The organism is Bradyrhizobium sp. RD5-C2, assembly GCF_019972155.1.
GTDB lineage: Bacteria > Pseudomonadota > Alphaproteobacteria > Rhizobiales > Xanthobacteraceae > Bradyrhizobium.
The window spans coordinates 757,575-778,345 of sequence record NZ_BOVL01000019.1 but is presented as its reverse complement, the minus strand read 5'-3'; the positions used below and the strand labels follow the sequence as shown (position 1 = coordinate 778,345).

General features: G+C 65.0%; 24 protein-coding genes. 11 read left to right on the top strand and 13 right to left on the bottom strand.

Features of this window, described 5'->3' with window-relative positions; translation table 11 throughout:
* Positions 1–21: 21 nt before the first annotated feature.
* Positions 22–198: a hypothetical protein gene (locus BraRD5C2_RS24700; protein ID WP_223972402.1), complete on the top strand. Its 177-nt coding sequence runs from the start codon at positions 22–24 to the stop codon at positions 196–198.
* Between the two features lie 379 nt (positions 199–577).
* On the opposite strand, the gene BraRD5C2_RS24695 is transcribed toward BraRD5C2_RS24700, so the two are convergent.
* Entirely contained in the window at positions 578–2,131 is a 1,554-nt protein-coding gene (locus tag BraRD5C2_RS24695) for a serine hydrolase domain-containing protein (RefSeq protein WP_223972400.1), read from the bottom strand.
* Positions 2,132–2,233: 102 nt separating this feature from the next.
* Here BraRD5C2_RS24695 and BraRD5C2_RS24690 point away from each other — a divergent pair, with 102 nt between their 5' ends.
* Both BraRD5C2_RS24690 and BraRD5C2_RS24685 read left to right on the top strand, forming a co-directional pair.
* Complete coding sequence (locus BraRD5C2_RS24690; RefSeq protein WP_223972398.1) at positions 2,234–2,860, top strand: Crp/Fnr family transcriptional regulator; 627 nt, start codon at positions 2,234–2,236, stop codon at positions 2,858–2,860.
* A gap of 363 nt (positions 2,861–3,223) precedes the next feature.
* The gene (locus BraRD5C2_RS24685; RefSeq protein ID WP_223972385.1) at positions 3,224–3,496 is read left to right on the top strand and encodes a hypothetical protein; all 273 of its coding nucleotides are present in this window, start codon (positions 3,224–3,226) and stop codon (positions 3,494–3,496) included.
* Positions 3,497–3,505: 9 nt separating this feature from the next.
* Here the strand turns inward: BraRD5C2_RS24685 and BraRD5C2_RS24680 are convergent, their stop codons facing one another.
* The 11 genes from BraRD5C2_RS24680 to BraRD5C2_RS24630 form a co-directional block, all read right to left on the bottom strand.
* Positions 3,506–4,540: a D-alanine--D-alanine ligase family protein gene (locus BraRD5C2_RS24680; RefSeq protein ID WP_171947882.1), complete on the bottom strand. Its 1,035-nt coding sequence runs from the start codon at positions 4,538–4,540 to the stop codon at positions 3,506–3,508.
* Complete coding sequence (locus tag BraRD5C2_RS24675; RefSeq protein WP_223972377.1) at positions 4,537–5,565, bottom strand: putative zinc-binding metallopeptidase; 1,029 nt, start codon at positions 5,563–5,565, stop codon at positions 4,537–4,539. The genes BraRD5C2_RS24680 and BraRD5C2_RS24675 overlap by 4 nt, the downstream gene beginning before the upstream one ends.
* Positions 5,566–5,687: 122 nt before the next feature.
* Entirely contained in the window at positions 5,688–6,065 is a 378-nt protein-coding gene (locus tag BraRD5C2_RS24670) for a hypothetical protein (RefSeq protein ID WP_223972369.1), read from the bottom strand.
* 68 nt (positions 6,066–6,133) lie between these two features.
* Positions 6,134–7,417 carry an RNA polymerase sigma factor gene (locus BraRD5C2_RS24665; protein ID WP_223972367.1) on the bottom strand — a complete coding sequence of 428 codons (1,284 nt, stop codon included), beginning with the start codon at positions 7,415–7,417 and terminating at the stop codon, positions 6,134–6,136.
* A gap of 31 nt (positions 7,418–7,448) precedes the next feature.
* A complete protein-coding gene (locus tag BraRD5C2_RS24660; protein ID WP_223972365.1) occupies positions 7,449–7,799 on the bottom strand; it encodes a YciI family protein in 351 nt (116 codons plus the stop codon).
* A gap of 15 nt (positions 7,800–7,814) precedes the next feature.
* The gene (locus tag BraRD5C2_RS24655; protein ID WP_223972363.1) at positions 7,815–8,186 is read right to left on the bottom strand and encodes a YciI family protein; all 372 of its coding nucleotides are present in this window, start codon (positions 8,184–8,186) and stop codon (positions 7,815–7,817) included.
* Positions 8,187–8,455: 269 nt separating this feature from the next.
* Positions 8,456–9,151, bottom strand: a complete 696-nt coding sequence (locus BraRD5C2_RS24650) for an AprI/Inh family metalloprotease inhibitor (protein ID WP_223972354.1) — start codon at positions 9,149–9,151, stop codon at positions 8,456–8,458.
* Positions 9,151–10,134, bottom strand: coding sequence for a 2-hydroxyacid dehydrogenase (locus BraRD5C2_RS24645; protein ID WP_223972352.1), 984 nt, complete (start codon positions 10,132–10,134; stop codon positions 9,151–9,153). Before BraRD5C2_RS24645 ends, BraRD5C2_RS24650 begins: the two co-directional genes overlap by 1 nt.
* Positions 10,134–10,922 (bottom strand): ABC transporter permease, encoded by a 789-nt coding sequence (locus tag BraRD5C2_RS24640; protein WP_223972350.1) that lies wholly within the window; start codon positions 10,920–10,922, stop codon positions 10,134–10,136. The genes BraRD5C2_RS24645 and BraRD5C2_RS24640 overlap by 1 nt, the downstream gene beginning before the upstream one ends.
* The gene (locus tag BraRD5C2_RS24635) at positions 10,919–11,722 is read right to left on the bottom strand and encodes an ABC transporter ATP-binding protein (RefSeq protein ID WP_223972348.1); all 804 of its coding nucleotides are present in this window, start codon (positions 11,720–11,722) and stop codon (positions 10,919–10,921) included. Before BraRD5C2_RS24635 ends, BraRD5C2_RS24640 begins: the two co-directional genes overlap by 4 nt.
* A gap of 15 nt (positions 11,723–11,737) precedes the next feature.
* Positions 11,738–12,775 (bottom strand): ABC transporter substrate-binding protein, encoded by a 1,038-nt coding sequence (locus BraRD5C2_RS24630; protein ID WP_223972343.1) that lies wholly within the window; start codon positions 12,773–12,775, stop codon positions 11,738–11,740.
* A gap of 145 nt (positions 12,776–12,920) precedes the next feature.
* Here BraRD5C2_RS24630 and BraRD5C2_RS24625 point away from each other — a divergent pair, with 145 nt between their 5' ends.
* Together BraRD5C2_RS24625 and BraRD5C2_RS24620 are read left to right on the top strand one after the other, a co-directional pair.
* Entirely contained in the window at positions 12,921–13,727 is an 807-nt protein-coding gene (locus BraRD5C2_RS24625) for a creatininase family protein (RefSeq protein ID WP_223972341.1), read from the top strand.
* A gap of 146 nt (positions 13,728–13,873) precedes the next feature.
* Complete coding sequence (locus BraRD5C2_RS24620; RefSeq protein WP_173640237.1) at positions 13,874–14,137, top strand: hypothetical protein; 264 nt, start codon at positions 13,874–13,876, stop codon at positions 14,135–14,137.
* 133 nt (positions 14,138–14,270) lie between these two features.
* On the opposite strand, the gene BraRD5C2_RS24615 is transcribed toward BraRD5C2_RS24620, so the two are convergent.
* Positions 14,271–14,540, bottom strand: coding sequence for a metal-sensing transcriptional repressor (locus tag BraRD5C2_RS24615; RefSeq protein ID WP_050403822.1), 270 nt, complete (start codon positions 14,538–14,540; stop codon positions 14,271–14,273).
* Positions 14,541–14,877: 337 nt separating this feature from the next.
* Here BraRD5C2_RS24615 and BraRD5C2_RS24610 point away from each other — a divergent pair, with 337 nt between their 5' ends.
* From BraRD5C2_RS24610 to BraRD5C2_RS24585, 6 genes are all read left to right on the top strand, one after another.
* On the top strand, positions 14,878–15,021 hold the full coding sequence (locus BraRD5C2_RS24610; RefSeq protein WP_223972339.1) for a hypothetical protein: 144 nt from the start codon (positions 14,878–14,880) through the stop codon (positions 15,019–15,021).
* Between the two features lie 335 nt (positions 15,022–15,356).
* Positions 15,357–15,650, top strand: coding sequence for a hypothetical protein (locus BraRD5C2_RS24605; protein WP_223972337.1), 294 nt, complete (start codon positions 15,357–15,359; stop codon positions 15,648–15,650).
* 13 nt (positions 15,651–15,663) lie between these two features.
* Positions 15,664–17,349, top strand: a complete 1,686-nt coding sequence (locus BraRD5C2_RS24600; protein ID WP_223972336.1) for an Nramp family divalent metal transporter — start codon at positions 15,664–15,666, stop codon at positions 17,347–17,349.
* Complete coding sequence (locus BraRD5C2_RS24595; RefSeq protein ID WP_223972334.1) at positions 17,346–17,585, top strand: hypothetical protein; 240 nt, start codon at positions 17,346–17,348, stop codon at positions 17,583–17,585. The genes BraRD5C2_RS24600 and BraRD5C2_RS24595 overlap by 4 nt, the downstream gene beginning before the upstream one ends.
* A 307-nt stretch (positions 17,586–17,892) precedes the next feature.
* Positions 17,893–19,887 (top strand): carbohydrate porin, encoded by a 1,995-nt coding sequence (locus tag BraRD5C2_RS24590; protein WP_223972332.1) that lies wholly within the window; start codon positions 17,893–17,895, stop codon positions 19,885–19,887.
* Positions 19,888–20,170: 283 nt separating this feature from the next.
* A partial coding sequence (locus BraRD5C2_RS24585; protein ID WP_223972330.1) for an FAD-dependent monooxygenase occupies positions 20,171–20,771 on the top strand: 601 nt, incomplete at its 3' end.

Below are 20,771 nucleotides of genomic sequence, written 5' to 3'. Positions count from 1 at the left end.
CGCGATGACAAGGGTTCTCCCGTGACTGCCCAATCGGCCAAACCGCACGGCGGCTCCCGCCGCCACTCCCAGGAAACGCAGGACGAGGTCGCGCGGTCGCTGGAACGGGAACTGCAGTTCTTGACGGAAGAGCGCCAGGAGCGCGCCCTCCGGCTCGGCCTCGACTTCGCAGCCAAGACGCCGAAGACCGACCACTAGGCGCACCGCCGCCCGCTTCCGATTCAACTGTCGAACAGCTACTCGGCGTCATCACCCGCGCATGCGGGTGATCCAGTATTCCAGAGACGCCTGTGCTTGAGTCGAGAAGCCGCGGCGTACTGGATCGCCCGGTCCATGTGCGCAATTGCGCACAGGCCGGGCGATGACAGTTGTGAACGAGGACGCAGCTTCGCATCTTCGCGTCATCAATCGTCCGAGATTTGCTCTTCGTTCCGCCCTCTCGGCCGCCGGGCACTCAGTGGCGCGCGCGTGAGGGAGCCAGCGGCGGAAGGGCGCCCTCCTTGTGGGAGAGGGAGCCTGAGAGCGTGCTCACCTCACCGTCGTTGCACCGTGCGCGTCACCTCAAAATGACGAATCGCTACGGCCCGCCCTGCGCTTCCGCATCGACCTGCACATCCTGGCCGAAGCGATCCTTGCCGCTGAGCCTGGCCTTGCCGCCGTCGAACGTGAGCAGCCATTTGCGGTCGGTATCACCGCCGACCAGACGCAGGTCGATCGCAAACGTCTCAGCAGTCTGCCACGTTCCCTTCAGCGCCATCACGCCGAGCGGCGTCGGCTGGCCGAGACGATAGGTACCGTCGAGCCCGATCGGTCCCGCCAATCTCACCACCGGCCGCGCCGGATCCGGCGTCGTTTCCAGCTCGTAGCGCGCGGACGGATCGGTCAGATACAGCGTCAGCGCCCGCAGATTGAGGCCGTTGGCCGGGAAGCGCCAGGTCTTGCCCGAGATGGCCGCCGCGGTCTCGGGCACAGCACCAATCGCCGACGGCTTTTCCGTCGCGCTATCGCGCAGCGCCGCGGCAAGCTGATTGCCACCGGCGGAGTTCACCGGCAGCGCCGTGTCGGACTTGACCGCGCCGGAAACGTCGTCGGCCATCCTGCCGAACGAGCAGTAGTTGCGCGCGGTCACGACGGTGACGATGTCGAGCGCGGGAAAGATCATGATCAGCTGGCAGCGGTCGCCGACCGCCATGAAGGCCTGCTGCTTCGGCATCACCCAGAAGAAATTGGCGTAGTGCAGGGACGGATCGAACGACGTGTGCATCTCGGTCGTCGCGTGCCTGATGCGATCGACCCAGCCGGACGGCAGTAGCCGCTGCCCTTCCCATTCGCCGTCATGCAGATAGAGCAGCCCGATCTTGGCGGCGTCGCGCGGCGCGAGCAGAAGCCCACCGCCGCCCTGGGTCAGCCCCGGCCCGATGCTGTGCCAGTACGGCGCGGCAATCCCGAGCGGGCGAAACAATTTCGTCACCGCATAGTCCCGCGCGCTCACGCCGGTGAGCTTGTTGACGATCGCGGCCAGCAGCTGCGGATTGCCGGTGTTGTAGTAGAACGCCTCGCCCGGCGCCTTCGCCATCGGACGGTCCAGGATGAACTGGATCGCATCGGGGCTGCGCCCCCATTCGATCAGCGACTCCGGTCGGCCGCCCTCGACGCCCTCCGTCCAGGCCATCCCCGAGGTCATGTTGAGCATGGTCTGGATCGTGATCGCCCGCTTGCGGTCATCGAGATTGGCGATGCTGCGGTCGCCAAAGAAGTCCATCATGTGATGGTCGAGGCTGTCGAGCACCTTGTCCCTGAGCAGCATCGCGACCAGCGTGCCGGTCACTGCCTTGGTGACGGAATTGAAGAGATGCGGAATCTCCGGCGTGTACGGCGCGTAGTAAGCGTCGAGCACGATCCGGCCATGACGCGCAATCAGGAGGCTATCGAGACTGTGGGCGGCGCCAAAGTTGACGAGCCGCGCCAGCGCGCCGGAGTCCATCCCCTGCTCTTCCGGCGCCGAGCTCTGCCACTGCCGGGTCGGCCACACCGGATCGGCGTCCCCTTCTGCGCGGGCTGCACCTGACAAGGCCGAGGCTGCGAGCAGCAACCCGGTCAGGATCGATACGGCCAGTCGTCTGAGATGCATGGCATGGCCTCATTTCCGCCCAAGAGAATAAGCGGACTGGTACACGTTTCCAGTCGTTTTCAGAGCGCATTTCTTGCAATTCATTTCTGACGGGGCGCTGTCATGACGCTGATCGATGGCTTGGGTTACCTCGCGTCGGCTCTTGTGTTGCTGACGTTCTGCATGAGCACGATGTTGAGCCTGCGCGCTGTCGCGATATTCAGCAATCTGGCATTCATCAGCTATGGATTGGGCGACCGGATCTACCCGGTGCTCATCCTGCACATCATTCTGCTGCCGCTCAACGTGGTGTTGCTGTTCCAGATGGTTCGGCTGCTTCGCAAGGCCAGGCGCGCCGCAGCGACGGACCTTTCTCCGAGCTGGCTGCAACCGTTCATGCGGCCGAAGCATATCAAGGCAGGAGAAACGATCTTCAGGAAAGGCGATGACGCCGACCTGCTCTACATGGTCGTATCGGGCGAGGTCAGGTTTCCCGAGATCGATCGCGGGGTCTCGGCGGGCGAGTTGTTCGGAGAGATCGGACTGTTCTCTCTCGAGCGACGACGCACGCAGACTGCCCTGGCAGCTACCGATGTGGATTTGCTGTCGATCAGCGACGGCGCACTGATGAAGCTGTGCGAACGCAATCCAGGACTGTCGCTGTATTTCCTGCGGCTGACGGCGACCCGGATGACGGAAAACGCAGCCCGCGCCATCGGGGTTGCCGCGGCAGCGCCCAATCCGGCGTAAATCGCGGGGGCACTGCGTCGCTTGCAGGCCTACGGCGCGGACGACGACGCAAGGCTCGGCAGCGGCGCGAACTGCATCTCTGCAACGGCCGAGCCGGCATACGCACTGGCGATCAGGATCATGACTCGAATGGCGACGAACATGGTGCCTCCTCAGTCTTTTTGTTGCTCTCTTGATGCCAGAGACTTCTTTCCCGCCGGTGAGGAAAGCTGGTTGCCGCAACCTTGAAGGCATTGGTAAGCGAGCCGTTTACGCAAGCCCGTTCATGAGTTGGGAACCGTATCGGCCGATCGGCCAGAGCGCTAAACGCGCGGTTCACTGTGTCCAGGCATTGTTCGCCTCAATCAAGAAGGCGCAATCACAATGCCGATTTTCAGAACGATCCTTGTTGTCGTATCGATTTTTCTTGCCGGTTTGTACGTCTACGATACCTGCCGCAGCGACTGGCTCACCATGCCGGCATCGGTAAACGATATCTTTGCGCGACGATGGCCGGAACCAGATGAATTTCGTGGCACGGCTCCCCCCGTCGCCACCCTCGCCGCAACCGCGACGCCGGCGGCCCGCGTTAGGGAAACGTTTGCGATGTTCATCCCCAGGGACGCACGACGCCACCTGATGCAACGCAGCCTTTAACGCTTCGGTTCAGCCCAGGGATACGCCGGCCTTGGCGCGGCTGATCCCGAGCGCCACGATTCGATTCAACAGTACCGGGTAGTCCAGTCCATCATGCCCCGCGGCTGTCGCGAACTCCTGGCTCTTGGCGATTTCGGGATTGGGATTGGCTTCAATGAAATACGGAACGCCATTGGTGGACAGGCGGAAGTCGATGCGCGCGTAGCCGTCGAGCCCCAGGGTCCGGTAGATGCGTTTCGCCAGCCGCTGAATATGGGCGGATAGTTCGGGCGTCAGATCCTCGGCCGGCCCGTCCGCAATTCCGATGCGCTCCTGATAGCTGGTGTCGTGCTTGACCTTTTCGGTGGCGATCTGGCGTGCAGCAGGGCCGCCCATGCTGCCGAACTTCAATTCCCAAACCGGCAGGACGCGCAGCCTGTTGTTGCCGATCACGCCGACATAGAGCTCGCGTCCCTCGATGAACTGCTCGGCGATCGCGGCCGTTCCGATCCGTTCATGGATGAAGGCGACACGCTCGGCGAGCTTCTCGTCGGTATCGACGATCGACGCCTGCGAAATGCCGAGCGATCCATCGCTGCTCAGGCTCTTGACGATCAGCGGCAGCGCAAGCCGCGGCGGCCGCTTGACCTTGCGGCGCATCGGGAACACGGCGAAGGCCGGCACCGGGATGCGGCGGTGATGCACCAGCGTCTTGGACAGATCCTTGCCGCGCGCCAGGATCAGGCCGCGCGGGTTGCACCCGGTATAGGGGATCTTCATCAGCTCGAGATAGCTCGCGATGTGCTGGTCATACACGACGTCGTAGTGAAACTCCTCCAGCAGCGTGAACACCACGTGCGGCTTGAAGCCCTCGATCTCGTCGCGAACCGGCTTGATTTCTTCCTGCACGCCGAGCGGACGCACCTCATGGCCGGCCGCACGCAAGGTGCTCACCACGTCGTATTCGGTTTTCCACTCATTGATTTCCCGCGCTGAGTATCCGTCGCTGGAGTCCGGCGGCACACAGTCCGGGTGCATCAGCACCAGAATGCGAAAGTGTTTCATAGCGCGATCCATTTCCGGCGCGACGGGCCGAACAGCGCGTGCATGGTCTTGGCTGTGAGCAGGATGGTGAAGTTGGTCACCAGCTTCTGCTCGGGGCCGACGGCACGCAGATTGAGCTCGCGGCAGCGCGATATCATGTCGTCGAGCACGGCATCGAGCGTCAACTGGTTCTCGCCGGTCCAGCGCGCGACCAGCTGCCTGACCTGAGCACGATGCCGCCTGATGAAGGACGCAGCCGGCGGATGCCGGTGATGCCGCGGATCGGCGGAGAACAGCTTCGACAGATCGCGGTCGTAGGTCTTCGGCGGCGTGAAGGCGTAGAACGCCTGCTTCTTCTTGTAGTGTTCGCCCAGCGTCTGCTTGAGCGTATGCAGCGGATCGACCCGCTCGCGTGTCGTCAGCAGCGGCCGCTCGCCGGCAATCTCGCCCATCAGCTCGTCGACATATTCGAGCTTCTTCAGCGCCGGCCAGCCGGCATACCGGGTCCGCCAGTTGGAGCGCGGCCGCAGCCACACCGCGAAGGTCTCGGCGAAATCCTCGTCCGGATGGCTTTGCGCGTACCACAGCCGGAGATGCTGGACATAATTGCGGCTGGCCGGATTGGGCCGGTAGTAGCGCGGATAGTGTTGCGACGACGGACCGAACAGCTGCTGCCAGCGCCGGCGGCGTTGCAGCTGGTAGCCGTGCTGGATGGCGTGCCCCGCCTCGTGGCGGAGAATGGCCATGCACTCGGACCACGATGCGCCCTCGACGTCGAGCATCATCTTCTTCTCGAGCTTCATCAGGCGGGGATGGGCGAGATAGAACGGAATAGCGATGCCGGGCACATCGGCCGGGCTGAACCATTCGCTCGAGATCCATGCATGCGGCCGCAGCCGGATGCCGCGCTCTTCGAGCTCTTCGTAGAGTGTGCTGACACAATCCGCGAGCCAGGTGCCTTCGACCGCAACCCTCAGACTGCTGAGGCGTTGCTCGAGCAACTGCGCATCCGTGAGCTTCTCCCAGGCAAATTTGCGGCGCGGCATAGGGTCCCAAAAGCCATGACAATTCAGAATTTTGAATGTTGTCATAGATAGGTTGGGGCTGGCAACAACCGCCGGGCCTTCGCGGTGGGCTCGGCCCGCGTGCCAATCTACCGCGCCGCGCGCTAAGGCTTGACCCAGCGCTGCACGGCAGCAGTGGTGTCGGCCGGGTTGGTGTTGAAGCAGATGGCGGCGCCGGGCGCGAGCCGGTGCACCAGATTGAGGATCGCCTCGAACAGCAGCAGCCGTTCCGGCGGCTCGCGCAGCCCGGCACCGATCACGACGCAATCGTAACGGCGCGCGTTGAGGGCCGCCGCCGTCACCGCTTCGGCCGTATCGCCGAGGTCGACGAGACAGCTCTCGACATCGTAGCCAAGCATCCGCAGCCCCTCGATCTGCGCGTCGATGTAGCTGCGCACGAGCTCGGGCGTGAATTGCGGCATGACGGACAGATCGACGAAGGTGGGGTCGAGCCCGATCGCCAGCACGGATGGTTTCGTCATGGTCGCGGTTCCCTGACGCATTGCGATTCGGCGAACATGCCGGCGCTTTGCGTCGATCGCGAGGCCGTTCAGCCGCGGGCCTGCTCCTGCGCGGCGCGTGCCGCGACCGCGGCGCGCCGCCGCAGCAACTCGCGCTCGCGCGCGTTGCCGGCCAGTTCAGCGGCGGCCTCGAACGCGGTGTGCGCCTCCGCGAAGCGGCTCAGCCGGTGCAGCAGATCGCCGCGCACGCTCGGCAGCAGATGATAGGCTTTCAGCGCCGGCTCGTCCGCGAGGCCGTCGACGATCGCAAGCGCGGCCAGCGGCCCTTCGGCCATGCCGATCGCGACCGCGCGGTTGAGCGCGATGACAGGCGAATCCAGCAGCGCGGCGAGATCGCCGTACAGCGCGGCGATGCGGCGCCAATCCGTCGCGTCAGGCGTGTCGGCCTCGGCGTGGCAGGCGGCGATCGCGGCCTGCAATGTGTAGAAGCCGCCGGCGCCGCCGAGCTCGCGGGCACGCGCCAGCGCCAGTTGCCCGCGACGGATCTGCAGGCGATCCCACAGCGCGCGGTTCTGGTCCATCAGCAGGATCGGCTCACCGGCCGCATCGGTGCGCGCCGCCATCCGCGAGGCGTTGAACTCCATCAGCGCCAGCAATCCGTGCGCCTCCGGCTCCTGCGGCGCGATCGAGCTCAGCACGCGGCCGATGCGCAGCGCCTCGTTGCAGAGCTGCGGCCGCAGCCATTCGTCGCCGCTTGCCGCGGTATAGCCCTCGTTGAAGATCAGGTAGGCGACCTCGAGCACGGAGGCTAGCCGCTCCGACAGCGCCTCGCCGCGCGGCGTCTCGTAGGCAAGACCTGACTCCGACAGCGTGCGCTTGGCGCGCACGATGCGCTGGGAGATGGTTGCCTCCGCCTGCAGGAAGGCGCGCGCGATCTCCTCGGTGGTGAGGCCGCAGATCATCCGAAGCGCCAGCGCGGCGCGCGCCTCGCGCGACAGCAGCGGATGGCAGGCGGTGAAGATCAGCCGCAGCAATTCGTCGCCGATATCGTCGTCGAGCGCGGCATCGAAATCCGGCATGGTCTCCTGCTCCCGCACCAGATCATGCGCCAGCATGCCGTGCTTTTCGGTCCGCATGCGGTTGCGCCTGATGTGATCGAGCGCGCGCCGCTTGGCGGTCGCCATCAGCCAGGCACCCGGCTTCTCCGGCACGCCACTGAGCGGCCAGTGCTCGAGCGCCGCGATCAACGCTTCCTGGGTCAGATCCTCGGCGAGCGGCACGTCGCGCAGCATCCGCGACAGGCTGGTGATCAGCCGCGGCTGCTCGATGCGCCACACGCCGAGGATGGTGCGCTTGACCTCGTCCTCCGTCACGCCGACCACCGGCATGCGACGGAGGCGACGGTCAGCACTCCATGAAGGGGCGAACCTCGCATGACAGTTCCCAATCCGGCATATGGTCGAGATGAAGCTGCATGAACTCGACGGCGCGCGCCACGGCCTCCTCCTTGTCCTTCAGCTCGAACACGGCGTAGCCGCCGACCACCTCCTTGGCCTCCATGAAAGGACCGTCGGTGACGGTGAGCTTGCGGTCCTTGATCTTCACCTCCGCGCCCGCCATGCGCGGCAACAGCGCGCCGGTATCGAGCATGCGGCCGGCCGCGATCTCGCGTTCGGCGAGCTTGCCGATCGCCTCCCTCAATGGTGGATTCGGCAGCATCGGCTTCTCCGCCACCAGGACATACATGAAGCGCATCGCCTGCCCTCCGGCTCACTCGGGACATTGTCCGGCAAAGCCTGCGAAGGCGCGGACCTCGCAGGTGCCTTGCCAGCCGGGCATGTGATCCTTGTGGAGCTGCATGAACTCGACTGCGAGCGCCACCGCCTCTTCCTTGCTGCCCAGCTCGAAGATCGCGTAGCCGCCGATCACTTCCTTGGCCTCGACGAACGGACCGTCGACGACGCTGAGATGGCCGTCGACAATGCGGACCTGCGCGCCGGTCGCGAGCGGCATCAGCCCGCCGGTATCGACCATGCGGCCGGCCTTGATCTCGCGGTCGGCGAGCTTGTGCATGGCCTCCAGCAGCGCCGGGGTCGGCTGTGCCGGGGACTGGGGCGAGGTGACGATCGACATAAAGCGCATGAAATGCTCCTGTTTTCGGCAAGCCACGGGATTATCGCGGTGAAATCGGCTCGCTATCGAGGACGACGATCCGGGGCATGCCGGATCGACAAGGAAAGCGAATTATTTTTGGAGAAAATGCATCAACTACGGCCGCAGCGGTAGTGCACCCCCTCTCCCGCTTGCGGGGGAGGGTCGGGGTGGGGGTGTTGCCGCAAATGACGCCGTGCATTTGCGCGGAGAAAGCCTCCACCCGCCGCAAGCGGGAGAGGCAAGCGAGGGTTAGCGCCCTATTGCTCCCGCAACATGATCAGCGGGTCGGCGCTATCGGGGACGCGGCGCCATTGGGCGTTGTCGTCGGCCTCGAACTGCCAGGTCTCGCCCTTGGGCGACATCAGGACCATCTGGCCATGGTCGAGCCGCCACAGCGTCGGGTTGAAGGCCGCGACCGCGGGATCGCATTTGCCCTTCAGGAACACCTGGAAATTGTCGTTGCCGGCGTCGGTGTTGGTCAGCACCAGCGCGCAGATCGCCTGACCATTACCGCGGACCATCGACCAGTCGCCGATCATCTGGTCCATCGACTTGGCGAGCGCGCGCGCCGCTGCGAGGTTTTGCAGGATGTAGACGCCCTCGTTGGTGCGCATGCCCTCGAAGATGCCGGTCTCGACCTCGGTGAAATCAATCACCGCCTCGCCGGCCGCATTGTGCAGCCGTACGATGTCGCCGAGGCCCTTGATGCTCCAGCCGGTGATGTCCTTGGTGAAGGGCAGCGCGGCGGCGCAGGCCGGCTCGAGCTCGAGCTTAAAGCCTTGTGGCGTCGCATCGCTCTTCAGCGTCACGACGCAGGTCTTGCTGCGCTCGGTGGTGGCGAGCTCCCACTGCCCGATCATGTCCTTCTTCAACGTCGAGATGTCCTGCGCGGCAGCCGGACCGTACGCGGCCAGCAGTACAAGCAGCACGAGGTTGAAGCGGGACAGCGGCATCAGCGGCCCTTCACCGGCGTTTCCGCAACCGGCGTCAGCGGCGGCTTGCCGGCGAACCAGTTCGTGATGTTGTCGACCACGAGCTGGTCCATCGCATTGCGCGTCACCACTGAGGCCGAACCGATATGCGGCAGCAACACGACGTTCTGCATCGCCTTCAACTCGTCCGGCACATTGGGCTCGGCCGCAAATACGTCGAGGCCGGCGGCGAGGATGGTGCCGGATTTCAGCGCCGCGACCAGTGCCGGCTCGTCGACCACGGAGCCGCGCGCGACATTGATCAGCACGCCGCGCGGGCCGAGCGCCTTCAGCACATCGGCATTGATCATCTTCGCGGTCGAAGCGCCGCCCGGCACGATGACGATCAGGGTGTCGACCGCCTTCGCCATCTCGATCAGATCGGGATAGTGCTTGTAGGCGACGTCCTTGGACGGATTGCGCGAGTGATACGACACCGGCACGCGCGAGGCCTCGAGCCGCCGCCCGATCGCCTGGCCGATCCGGCCCATGCCGACGATGCCGATCTTGCGATCGCGCAACGAGCCGACGCTGAGCGGATAATTCTGGGTCTGCCACAGGCCGGAGCGCACATAGCGATCGGCCTTGACGAATTCGCGCAGCGTCGCGATCAGCAGCCCCATCGCGACGTCGGCAACCTCTTCGGTCAGCACGTCGGGCGTGTTGGTGACCACAATATTGTGATCGCGGGCATAATGGGAATCGACGTGGTCGTAGCCGACGCCGAAGCTGCCGACGATCTCGAGCTTGGGAAACATCGCCATCGCGGTCTTGTCGGTCGCCATCGTGTGATAGGTGACGGCGATGCCGCGGATCTTGGCCATGGTATCGGGCGTCAGCCGCTCGAGATCGCCGCGGCTCTCGGCCCGGTGCAGCACGTATTGATCGGAAAAGCCGTTTTCGAGGATTGGCCGGATCGGTCCATAAACCAACAGATCGATCTTTTCGGAAGAAATCGGGGCCATCAATTGTCCTTTCCTAACGCGCTTTCATGCCAACGCCGCAACAGAAGGTGCGAAACTAGCGCCAGCACCCCATAGATGACAATCCCGGCCAGCGATAGCAGCAGAAGTGCTGCAAACATGCGGGGAATATTCAGCCGGTAGCCTGATTCAGCGATCCGGAAGGCAAGGCCCGAGCCGGCGCCGGCGCTGCCCGCCGCGATCTCCGCGACCACGGCGCCGATCAGCGACAGCCCGCCGGCGATGCGCAGGCCGCCGAGAATATAGGGCAGCGCCGCGGGCAACTTCAGGAACAGCAGCGTCTGCAGCCGCGAGGCGCCATAAAGTTGAAACAATCCGGCGAGGTTGCGATCGACCGAACTGAGGCCGAGCGTCGTGTTCGACAGCACCGGAAAGAACGCCACGATCCAGGCGCAGACGATCACCGCGGTCTGCTGTTGCAGATAGATCAGGAGCAGCGGCGCGATCGCGATCACCGGCGTGACCTGCAGCACCACCGCATAGGGGAACAGCGAATATTCCAGCCATTTCGACTGGTTGAACAGCAGCGCCAGCACGACGCCGCCGACCGCGGCGGCGATGAAGCCTTCGAGCGTGGTCAGCAGCGTGACGCCGAGCGATTGCGACAGCACCGGCCAGTCTGCGACCAGCGTTCTCAGCACCAGGAGCGGGCTCGGCAGCACATAGGGCTGGATGCCGTAGGCGCGGACGATCGCTTCCCAGAGCACGAGGCCCGCGGCAAACACCGCGAGCGGCAGCAGAAAGCGGACGAGGTCCTGCGGAGACTTCATGCGCCTGCCTGCCCTGCATAGGACGGCGCCAGCGCGCCCGAGACCTCGCGGCAGAACGCGGCATATTCGGCCGAGGTGCGGAACTCTTCACCACGCGGCTCCGACGAGGTGATGCGAAACTCGGCGCCGATCCGGCCCGGGCGCGCCGTCATCACGATCACGCGCTGCGAGAGATAGACCGACTCGAACACCGAGTGCGTCACGAAGATGACGGTCTTGTGCAGGTTGCGCCACAGCGACAGCAGGTCGTTGTTGAGGCGAAAGCGCGTGATCTCGTCGAGTGCCGCGAACGGCTCGTCCATCAGCAGGATATCGGGATCGGTGACCAGCGCGCGCGCCAGCGATACCCGCATCTTCATGCCGCCGGAGAGTTCGCGCGGATAGGCGGCCGCGAAGTCCGCCAGCCCGACCTGATCGAGCGCCGCCTCGATGCGTGCATCGGCGTCAGTCGCCGCCGGGCGCGCGAGCTTGAGCGGCAGGCGGACGTTGTCGCGCACATTGGCCCACGGCATCAGCGTCGGCTCCTGAAATACGAAGCCTACTCTGTGGCTGCCGCGCCGCTCGGCGCCGTGATGGGCGAGCTCGACCGTGCCGGCGCTCGGTGCGGCGAGGCCGGCAATGAGGCGCAGCGCGGTGGACTTTCCGCAGCCGGAGGGTCCGAGCAGCGAGACGAACTCGCCACTGACCACATCGAGGTCGAGCGGCCCGAGCGCCGTCACCCCGCTGTCATAGGTCTTGGTGACGCCGCGCAGGCGCACCGCCCATGCGGCATCAGGTCCAGACAACGCAGGCTCCGCCATTGCGCGTCCGCACCCTCAGTTCTTCGGCCGGAGCTCGACGCCGACCGCCTTGTTGACGAAGCGCAGCGTGTAGCCCTGGCGATAGTCGATCGTGCCCTTGACCACGCCGGCGCGCACCATCTTGTCGAAGAAGCTCGCCATCCGCTCGTCGGTCATTGCGCCGATACCGTTCTTGATGGAATCGCCGGAATCGACGATGCCGTGCTCGCGCATCTTGGCGACGCAATAGGCCAGCAGCTCGTCGTTCATATCAGGGTTGAGCTTCTTGATCATCGCATTGCCGGCCGAGTTGTCGCCGTAGACGTAAGTGTACCAGCCGACGATGGAGGCATCGACGAAGCGCTGCACCAGGTCCGGCTTCTTGTCGACGAGGTCGCGGCGGGTCTCGATCAGGGTCGAGTAGGAGTTGAAGCCGTAGTCGGCAATCAGCAGCACGTTCGGCTTGAAGCCGGCGGCTTTCTCCACCGCAAAGGGCTCCGAGGTAACATAGCCCTGCATCGCGGTCTGCTTGTTCACGATGAAGGGCTGCGGATTGAAGGTGTAGGGCTTCACCTTGTTCTCGTCGAAGCCGTATTCGGACTTCAGCCACTGGAAGTAGCTGGTGATGCCTTCCTTCGAGATCAAAAGTGTCAGCGGTTTCAGATCCTCGATCTTGCTGACCTTGACCTCGGGATGGGTCAGGAAGACCTGCGGGTCCTTCTGGAACATCGCGGCGACCGCGACCAGCGGCACGTTGTTGGTGACGGCGTCGAAGGTCTGCAGCGAGTTCGCGCTCATGAAGAAGTCGAGCTTGCCCGCGATCAGGAGCATGCGGTTGTTCTCGTTGGGACCGCCGGGCACGATTGTGACGTCGAGGCCGTATTTCTTGTAGGTGCCGTCGGCGAGCGCCTGGAAGAACCCGCCATGCTCGCCCTCGGCGACCCAATTGGTGCCGAACGAGACCTTGTCCAAAGTCTTGTCCTGCGCCCGCGCCGGGAGGAGGCCCGCTGAAACGCCGAGGGTCGCGGCCAGAACGGCTGTGGTTAACGCTCGCGGCAAAAAGGCCGGGATCATGGTTGGACTCCGTCGATCATTATGGCCCATGATGGAAGGCGGGAAGACGCGCACCGCGCCCGGAGACGCGAACGCCTCACCGATGTTAAACAAACTAGCCTGCAAATCCATCCCATGAAACGCTTGTATTGAAACGACCGGCTTGATGACTTCTCAGCTTCCGCCCCGTGACTGGACCGCCATCCACTGGCCCGACCTCGCCAAGGACGCGGCAGCGCGCTGGATCGCGGTGCTGCCGCTGGCCGCGACCGAGCAGCACGGGCCGCATCTGCCGCTCGGAACCGACGTCATGATCGGCGAGGCGTATCTGGCACGGGTTCAGGAGCTGCTGCCGGCGGCGATCCCGGCGACGTTCCTGCCCCAGCAGCCGGTCGGCATCTCCACCGAGCACATCGATTTTCCGGGCACACTGACCCTGCCGACCAAGGTGGCGCTGAACAGCTGGATGGCGCTCGGCGAGAGCGTGGTGCGCGCCGGTGCCAGGAAGCTCGTGATGGTGACGAGCCATGGCGGCAATTCCGCCGCGATGCAGCTCGTGGCGCAGGACTTGCGCGCGCAACACAAGATGCTGGTGGTGACCACGAGCTGGTCGCGCTTCGGCACGCCGGACGGGCTGTTCGATGCCGACGAATTGCGCCACGGCATCCACGGCGGCGCGATCGAGACCTCGATCATGCTGGCGAAATATCCGCAACATGTGCGCAAGGATGCGATCGCGGACTTCAAGCCCGCGAGCGTGCAGATCGAGAAGGACCACCGCCTCCTGTCGACCCAGCGGCCGGCGCCGTTCGCCTGGCAGGCGCAGGACCTCAATCCGAGCGGCGCGATCGGCGATGCGACCAAGGCCTCGGCCGAGAAGGGCGAGCAGCTGCTCGAGCACGGCGCACGCGCGTTCTGCGAGCTGCTCGCCGACGTCGACAGGTTCGATCCGGGCGTCTTCGGGGGCAACTGACCGGGAATTCCTTCGTCCTGGCAGAGGCCGACGAAACAATTCACGAAACCATATTTCCGGCACGGCCTTCGAACCGGAACCGAAAAGCCTCCGTCCAACGGGCATGCGGAACAAACCGGACCGCGCCCAACTGGATGGAGTATTCCATGTCGATCAAGACCAAGTTTGCCGCCCTCGCCCTCACCGCGCTCGCCGTGACCGGCACCATCGCGTCCACCACGTCGCAGGCCAATGCCAAGCCGTATGGCTGGGGTTGGGGCGTCGGCGCGGGCCTCGTCGGCGCCGCCATCGTCGGCAGCGCGATCGCGGCCAGTGACGGCTATTACGACGGCGGCTATCGGCGCTGCGCCTGGGTGCGCCAGTTCGACGCCTACGGCAACTACATCGGCCGCGTGCGCTCCTGCTACTGATCGACAGGTTTTTTCTCAGGCTGCGGATCCTGCGTTCGGCACGGGTCCTCATCCACCCCGTGTCGCGCACGACCCGTCCGGTCATCCCCCCGGGCGGGTCAACCGTTGCGAGCTCGCGACATGCGGGCTCGGATCACAGATATTTTGCGATCAGCCGGAAGTCGCGCAGCACGTTGCGGCCCTTCGGACCCGACGCCTTCAGCGTCTCCTCCAGGCTGTGGCCGATGTGATCGTGGATCAGCGCCTTCTTGGCGCTCTCAATCGCGCTCTCCACCGCCTGCAACTGCTGTGCGATCTGCGCACAGGGCCGGCCCTGCTCGATCATCTCGACGATGGTCTCGAGATGGCCGTTGGCGCGCTTCAGGCGCCGGGCAATCGCTGCGTGTGGATGGTCGTCTGACATTCGGTTCTCCTATCCTCCCTGGAGGATAATCATGATCCTCCCCGGAGGATAGCAGAATCGGCTTGACAGGCCATTGTGGCAGGCGTAGTGGCCGATCGCCGGAACATGCGTTCCGCACCGGGGTCTGATCCCGGACATCAACCCGACCACGAGCCAACACAGAAGGCACATGGGCAGTAGCAACTCAGGCGACAGTAGACCGGCAACGGGACTGTTGACGCCGCAACATAGCAAGACTGATCGCGCAGATTTCGCCTGCGTGGATGGGTGGTCACGCCTCGCGTAACCGCCTGCTCCTCACCGGCCTGCCGCGCGACAGCGGAAGTGGAGGTGAGCGATGTTCGAAAAGCTCGCAAAATTCCGGCCGTTCGAGCCGCGGCAGATCCCGCCGCGGGCGGCCACCTATTCCAATGACAACCAGCCGGTTTTCGCCGCCCGGCGGACCGCCGGCGTCCAACCCCGGCCTGTCATTGGATCCTGATCGACGGCCGCCCGGAGTGCCGGTGGATCGTCGAAACCACCCTCGAATCATCGACGAATGATCTCCATCGAAAGCGGCGCGCGGACCGGTACTCCGGCCCGCGCGCAATACCTGCGCATTCCGCAGCAAAGATGATCGCAAGCGCCTGAAGGACCGACATGGACGAAGGACCTAGTTGTCCCGTTGCGCGCCATCGCGGCGCGGCAACGGGACTCCCTCCGGGGAACGACATCAATTTTGGAATTGCCGCTGCTCACGGCAGCGGAGGCTGCGCGCGCGCATAGAGCTGCTCCGCGTCCCTCCCGCCGTGCCCAACAGGCAGCGGGGAGACGACGATGAGCAAGACAAATGACATTTTCGGGCAAGCCCGTCGGCCGACCGTTGCCGGTGCCGTCAGGCATCCCGCACCGGCCAACGACCGGCTCGTTCCGGTGATGCGGAGCATCGTCGGTCTCATCAACGAGAGCGCCGGCCTCGTGCGCCATGTCGCCGCGCTTGGCATCGCGCTGATGCTGGACACCGGCCGCGCGCCACCGCGGCGCCGGCCGGCTTCAGACTCCATCCCAGTGCCTGAAGCCGGCAACATCATCCGCTTTCCAACTCCCAAAACGACCAAACCACGCAAATGAGAAGGAATGAGTCATGACCGTCGTCAATGACTTGAACGTGCACGCCTCCGATCGTGAGGCCACCGCCAGCTCCGTCCGCACCGCGGTGCTCGACCGCGCGCATCTCGGTGACATCCATGGCGCGCTTGGAAGCATCGCCGAAGGTGACACCGCGCCGCGCGCGACATGGCTCGCCCGGCTGAAGACGCTGCTGGCGATCGTCGGCCCCGGCCTGATCGTGATGGTCGGCGACAACGATGCCGGCGCGTTCGGCACCTATACCCAGGCGGGGCAGAACTACGGCACCACGCTACTTTGGACGCTGCTGCTTTTGATTCCCGTGCTCTACGTCAACCAGGAGATGGTGGTGCGGCTCGGCGCCGTCACCGGCGTCGGCCATGCGCGGCTGATCTTCGAGCGCTTCGGCAAGTTCTGGGGCGCCTTCAGCGTCATCGACTTGCTGGTGCTGAACGCGCTGACCATCGTCACCGAATTCATCGGCATCACCTTCGCGCTGCATTTTCTCGGCGTCTCGCAGTTCTGGGGCGTGCTGGCCTCGGCTGTTATCGTGATGCTGGCGGTCTCGACCGGCGACTTCCGCCGCTTCGAACGCTTCGGCATCGTGCTGGTCGCAGGCAGCCTGCTGCTGGTGCCCGTGATCCTGATGGTGCATCCGCCGGTCGGGCAGATCGCGGCGGATTTCTTCGTGCCGAAGATGCCGCAAGACGCCAAGCTCAGCGAGGTGATGCTTTTGATCGTCGCCATCGTCGGCACCACGGTGGCGCCGTGGCAGTTGTTCTTCCAGCAGAGCTACATCGTCGACAAGCGGATCACGCCGCGCTTCATCCGCTATGAGCGGATGGATCTGTGCATCGGCATCGTGCTGGTCGTAGTCGGCGCCGTGGCGATGATCTCGTTCTGCGCCGAAGTGTTCGCCGGAAAGCCCGAATTCGGCAATTACACCGACGCGCTGGGGACCGCGGTCGGGCTCGAGAAATATGCCGGCCGGCTGCCGGCGGTGCTGTTTGCCCTCGCACTGCTGGATGCCTGCATCATCGGCGCGGCCGCGGTCTCCCTCTCGACCGCCTATGCGATCGGTGACGTGTTCGCGGTCAAGCACTCGCTGCACCGCAAGCCGTGGGATGCGAAAGGTTTCTACGGCGTCTATTGCGGGCTGATCGTGCTCGCCGCCGTGCTGGTGCTGACGCCGGGCACACCGCTCGGACTGCTCACCAACGCGGTGCAGACGCTGGCCGGCGTGCTGCTGCCGAGCGCGACCGTGTTCCTGCTCTTGCTGTGCAACGACCGCCACATCCTCGGACCTTGGGTCAATTCCGTCAGGCTGAACCTGTTCACCGGCGCGGTGGTCGCGGGCCTCGTAATGCTGTCGGTGATCCTGACTGCCGCGGTGCTGTTCCCCGATCTCGGCGAGACGTGGATCATCGGCATCCTGGTCGGCGGCAGCCTGCTTGCGCTCGCAGTCACCGCGGCGGTCAAGCTGTACGAGATGCTGTCGCACGGTCGCGCGTCCTCCCGCTTCAAGCACAAGCCGCCACTGTTCGACCGCGACACCTGGCGGATGCCGCCGCTTGACCGGCTGCCACCGGCGCGGCTCAGCCCGCTGAGCCGGATCTGGATGCTGGTGCTGCGCGGCTACCTCGTCGTCGCTGCCGGCCTGGTGCTGCTGCGGATCGTCCAGCTCGCCACGGTGGGAGCGTGACGGCACTCGGCCGCGGCCGACGATGGGGCGCGATCGTGTTGTTCAGGCTGGCGGGCGCCATCCTGCGCGGCGCGACCGCGCTCTATCAGCGGCGTGTGATTTCAGGCGCCGATCTGCGGACGGCGCTGTCGATGGCGCGATGCGTCGAACGGGCCGGCGCGAGGGTCGTACTCGGCCGGCCATCGCAGCCGGCATTCATCAAGACAAGGGACGAAGACAATGGTGGCCTCGATTGAACGGTCGGATCTCGACCGATTTGCCACAGATGTGCGGTCGATCGCAGCCGATCAGGCTCGCGGCCTCGTGGCGTTACGCGACTGTCATAGTCGCGTGCAAATCGAAGAGGTATCCGGCGCACCTCAGTTGCTATTGCGAATTACTTGCAACAGGCGACAGGGGATGCTAGGTGCTGATCTGGCTTTGGATGGGACGATACGGATCGGACCGGGGACGGCGGGCGATGACTTCAAATCTCGGGTGGCAAGTGGCCGCCAAATCTGTAATGCCGGGCGAAACCGCCAACCATTCGCGGAAAGCCGCGTCATGACTTGCGTCCGTCTCTTCCGGGTTCGGATCGCCGCCGGCGCAGCGCTCGGCGCGGCGGCATTCGGCACGTCGGCGGCCGCGGCCGATTTGCCGCTCAAGTCCCCCGCCGCCAAGGCGGTCTACAGCTGGACCGGCTTCTACGTCGGCGCTCATGTCGGCTATGGCGACGGCACGCTGGGACCGGGCACCAATCCGATCCTGGAACAGGGCGTGTTCTTTCCGCCCACGATCACCGGCGGGATCGGCGGCTTCCAGGCCGGATACAACAAGGAATTTGCCAACCGCTTCGTGCTCGGCGTCGAGGCGGATGCGACCTTCACCGGCCCGACCGACCTGCCGCGGCGCGTGCTCGGGCCCTTCAACGCGTCGATCGACTATGTCGGCACGCTGCGCGGCCGCGCCGGTTACAGCCTCGGCACCTGGATGCCCTATGTGACCGGCGGCTTCGCCTGGGGGCACACCGAGGTCAGGGTCAATGATGCCGGCGGCAATGTGATCTCGCAGCCCGGCCAGTACCAGACCGGCTGGACCGTCGGTGCCGGCGCCGAATTCGCGGTGAGCGGCAATTGGACGGCCAAGGTCGAATACGACTACATCGACCTGTCGCGGCGCACGCTCGGTCTCAACGATTTCGGCATGCCCGGCGTCAGCATCGACCCGCGCATCCACCTGCTGAAGTTCGGCTTGAACTACCAGCTCGGCGACTCACCCTGGTCGGCGACGCCGACGCGCACCGCGCTGCCGGAATCGAGCGACTGGAGCGTGCACGGACAGACCACGCTGCTCGGTCAGGGCTATCCGTCGTTCCGCGCGCCCTATACCGGCACCAACAGCCTTCCGGGCCCGGGACAGGTGCAACAGACCTGGACCACGACGGCGTTTCTCGGCGTGCGGCTATGGGAAGGCGGCGAGTTCTATTTCAATCCGGAGACGGCGCAGGGCTTTGGCCTCAACGGCACGCTCGGTCTGGCCGGCTTCTCGAACGGCGAAGCGCAGAAGGCTGGCGCCGAATTCCCGAAGATCCGCCCGCAGCGCTATTACTTCAAGCAGACCTTCGGCTTCGGCGGCGAGCAGGAGGACGTCCCCGACGGCCCCAACCAGATCGCGGGCAAGCGCGACATCGACCGCCTCACGATCGTGGTCGGGCGCTTTGCGGTGGGCGACTTCTTCGACGGCAATTCCTACGCCAAGGATCCGCGCGCCGACTTCATGAACTGGGCGATGTGGGCCTCCGCCGCCTACGACTTCCCGGCGGATCTGCCCGGTTATACCCGCGGCGCCGTGGTCGAGCTCAACCGCAAGGACTGGGCGGTGCGCGCCGGTGTGTTCCAGGTGCCCAATGCACCGAACAGCGACGTGCTGATCTTCAACGCCAACAATGGCGGCGCGGTGGTGGAATTCGAAGGCCGCTATTCGATCTTCGATCAACCCGGCAAGCTGCGCGTCGGCGTATTCGGCAACCGCGGCAACACCGGTAATTATCGCCAGGCGCTCGCGATCGAGGACGCCAACCCCGGGCTCGACATCAACGACGTGATGGCCGGTATCCGCAAGGACAACACCAAGTACGGCTTCTATTTGAACGGCGAGCAGCAGATCGCGACCGATGTCGGCCTGTTCGGCCGGCTCAGCTGGAACGACGGCCGGAACGAGATCCTGTCGTTCACCGATGTCGACCGCAGCGTTTCCGGCGGCGTGTCGATCAAGGGCAGCACTTGGGGCCGGGCGAACGACACGATCGGAATCGGCGGCGCGATCAACGGACTGTCATCGGCGCATCGCGACTACCTCGCCGCCGGCGGCCTCGGCCTTCTGATCGGCGACGGCGCGCTGAACTACAGCCCGGAGCGGATCTTCGAGACCTACTATGCCTACCAGGTGAACAAGAGCCTGACGCTGACCGCGGACTATCAGTTCATCACCAACCCCGCCTACAACGCCGACCGCGGCCCGGTGCACATCTTCTCCGGCCGCATCCACGGCGAGTTTTGAGTCCCAACGTCGTCCGGCGAAGGCCGGGACCCATAGCCACCGCTGTCTGTGGTTATGGCAGGCTGGGGCCACAGCGAGGCAAACACAACATCCTGTGGTTATGGGTCCCGGCTTTCGCCGGGACGACATTGAATTTGTCGCGCAGTTCTTCGCTATGTGAGCTGGATTGGTTCGAGCAGCAAAACGCCCTCTTCCCACTTAGATATATGTAGACCCCCCGGGCTTGCCGCAAGCCCGGGGTCATCCCGTAGAACGCGCGCCCAATCGAACGGAGGAGTGCGGGATGCGGGAACATGCTGTGGTGATTGCCGGCGGAGGGCCGACCGGGCTGATGCTGGCGTGCGAGCTGGCGCTGGCCGGCGTCGATGTTGCGATTGTCGAGCGGCGCGCGAGTCCGGACCTGATCGGCGCGCGGGCGGGTGGCCTGCACGCACGCACCATCGAGGTGTTCGACCAGCGCGGCATCGGCGACCGCTTTGTTGCACTGGGCACGCGCCATCCGGCGGTGCTGTTCCATTCGCATCTGGTTCCGCTTGGGATCAGCGACTTCCCGACCCGGCGCAACTTCACGCTGGGGCTGCGGCAGAACCATATCGAGCGCGTGCTCGGCGAATGGGCCGACGAACTGGCGGTGCCGATCGAGCGCGGGCGCGAGGTGACCGGCTTCACGCAGGACGACGATGGCGTCGATGTCGCGCTGTCGGATGGCCAATTGCTCCGGGCGCAGTATCTCGTCGGCTGCGACGGCGGCCGCAGCATCGTCCGCAAGGCGGCGGGCATCGAATTCGCCGGATGGGATCCGACCAGGAGCTGGCTGATCGCCGAAGCCGAGACATCGGACGAACCGGAATGGGGCTTTCGCCACGACGACGCCGGCATCTATG

What these genes read in the sequence shown, in the direction of transcription:
- BraRD5C2_RS24695 (WP_223972400.1), bottom strand. Translation starts at nt 2,131, where the DNA reads ATGCATCTCAGACGACTGGCCGTATCGATCCTGACCGGGTTGCTGCTC.
- BraRD5C2_RS24690 (WP_223972398.1), top strand. Translation starts at nt 2,234, where the DNA reads ATGACGCTGATCGATGGCTTGGGTTACCTCGCGTCGGCTCTTGTGTTG.
- BraRD5C2_RS24685 (WP_223972385.1), top strand. Translation starts at nt 3,224, where the DNA reads ATGCCGATTTTCAGAACGATCCTTGTTGTCGTATCGATTTTTCTTGCC.
- BraRD5C2_RS24680 (WP_171947882.1), bottom strand. Translation starts at nt 4,540, where the DNA reads ATGAAACACTTTCGCATTCTGGTGCTGATGCACCCGGACTGTGTGCCG.
- BraRD5C2_RS24675 (WP_223972377.1), bottom strand. Translation starts at nt 5,565, where the DNA reads ATGCCGCGCCGCAAATTTGCCTGGGAGAAGCTCACGGATGCGCAGTTG.
- BraRD5C2_RS24670 (WP_223972369.1), bottom strand. Translation starts at nt 6,065, where the DNA reads ATGACGAAACCATCCGTGCTGGCGATCGGGCTCGACCCCACCTTCGTC.
- BraRD5C2_RS24660 (WP_223972365.1), bottom strand. Translation starts at nt 7,799, where the DNA reads ATGCGCTTCATGTATGTCCTGGTGGCGGAGAAGCCGATGCTGCCGAAT.
- BraRD5C2_RS24655 (WP_223972363.1), bottom strand. Translation starts at nt 8,186, where the DNA reads ATGCGCTTTATGTCGATCGTCACCTCGCCCCAGTCCCCGGCACAGCCG.
- BraRD5C2_RS24650 (WP_223972354.1), bottom strand. Translation starts at nt 9,151, where the DNA reads ATGCCGCTGTCCCGCTTCAACCTCGTGCTGCTTGTACTGCTGGCCGCG.
- BraRD5C2_RS24645 (WP_223972352.1), bottom strand. Translation starts at nt 10,134, where the DNA reads ATGGCCCCGATTTCTTCCGAAAAGATCGATCTGTTGGTTTATGGACCG.
- BraRD5C2_RS24640 (WP_223972350.1), bottom strand. Translation starts at nt 10,922, where the DNA reads ATGAAGTCTCCGCAGGACCTCGTCCGCTTTCTGCTGCCGCTCGCGGTG.
- BraRD5C2_RS24635 (WP_223972348.1), bottom strand. Translation starts at nt 11,722, where the DNA reads ATGGCGGAGCCTGCGTTGTCTGGACCTGATGCCGCATGGGCGGTGCGC.
- BraRD5C2_RS24630 (WP_223972343.1), bottom strand. Translation starts at nt 12,775, where the DNA reads ATGATCCCGGCCTTTTTGCCGCGAGCGTTAACCACAGCCGTTCTGGCC.
- BraRD5C2_RS24625 (WP_223972341.1), top strand. Translation starts at nt 12,921, where the DNA reads ATGACTTCTCAGCTTCCGCCCCGTGACTGGACCGCCATCCACTGGCCC.
- BraRD5C2_RS24620 (WP_173640237.1), top strand. Translation starts at nt 13,874, where the DNA reads ATGTCGATCAAGACCAAGTTTGCCGCCCTCGCCCTCACCGCGCTCGCC.
- BraRD5C2_RS24615 (WP_050403822.1), bottom strand. Translation starts at nt 14,540, where the DNA reads ATGTCAGACGACCATCCACACGCAGCGATTGCCCGGCGCCTGAAGCGC.
- BraRD5C2_RS24610 (WP_223972339.1), top strand. Translation starts at nt 14,878, where the DNA reads ATGTTCGAAAAGCTCGCAAAATTCCGGCCGTTCGAGCCGCGGCAGATC.
- BraRD5C2_RS24605 (WP_223972337.1), top strand. Translation starts at nt 15,357, where the DNA reads ATGAGCAAGACAAATGACATTTTCGGGCAAGCCCGTCGGCCGACCGTT.
- BraRD5C2_RS24600 (WP_223972336.1), top strand. Translation starts at nt 15,664, where the DNA reads ATGACCGTCGTCAATGACTTGAACGTGCACGCCTCCGATCGTGAGGCC.
- BraRD5C2_RS24590 (WP_223972332.1), top strand. Translation starts at nt 17,893, where the DNA reads ATGACTTGCGTCCGTCTCTTCCGGGTTCGGATCGCCGCCGGCGCAGCG.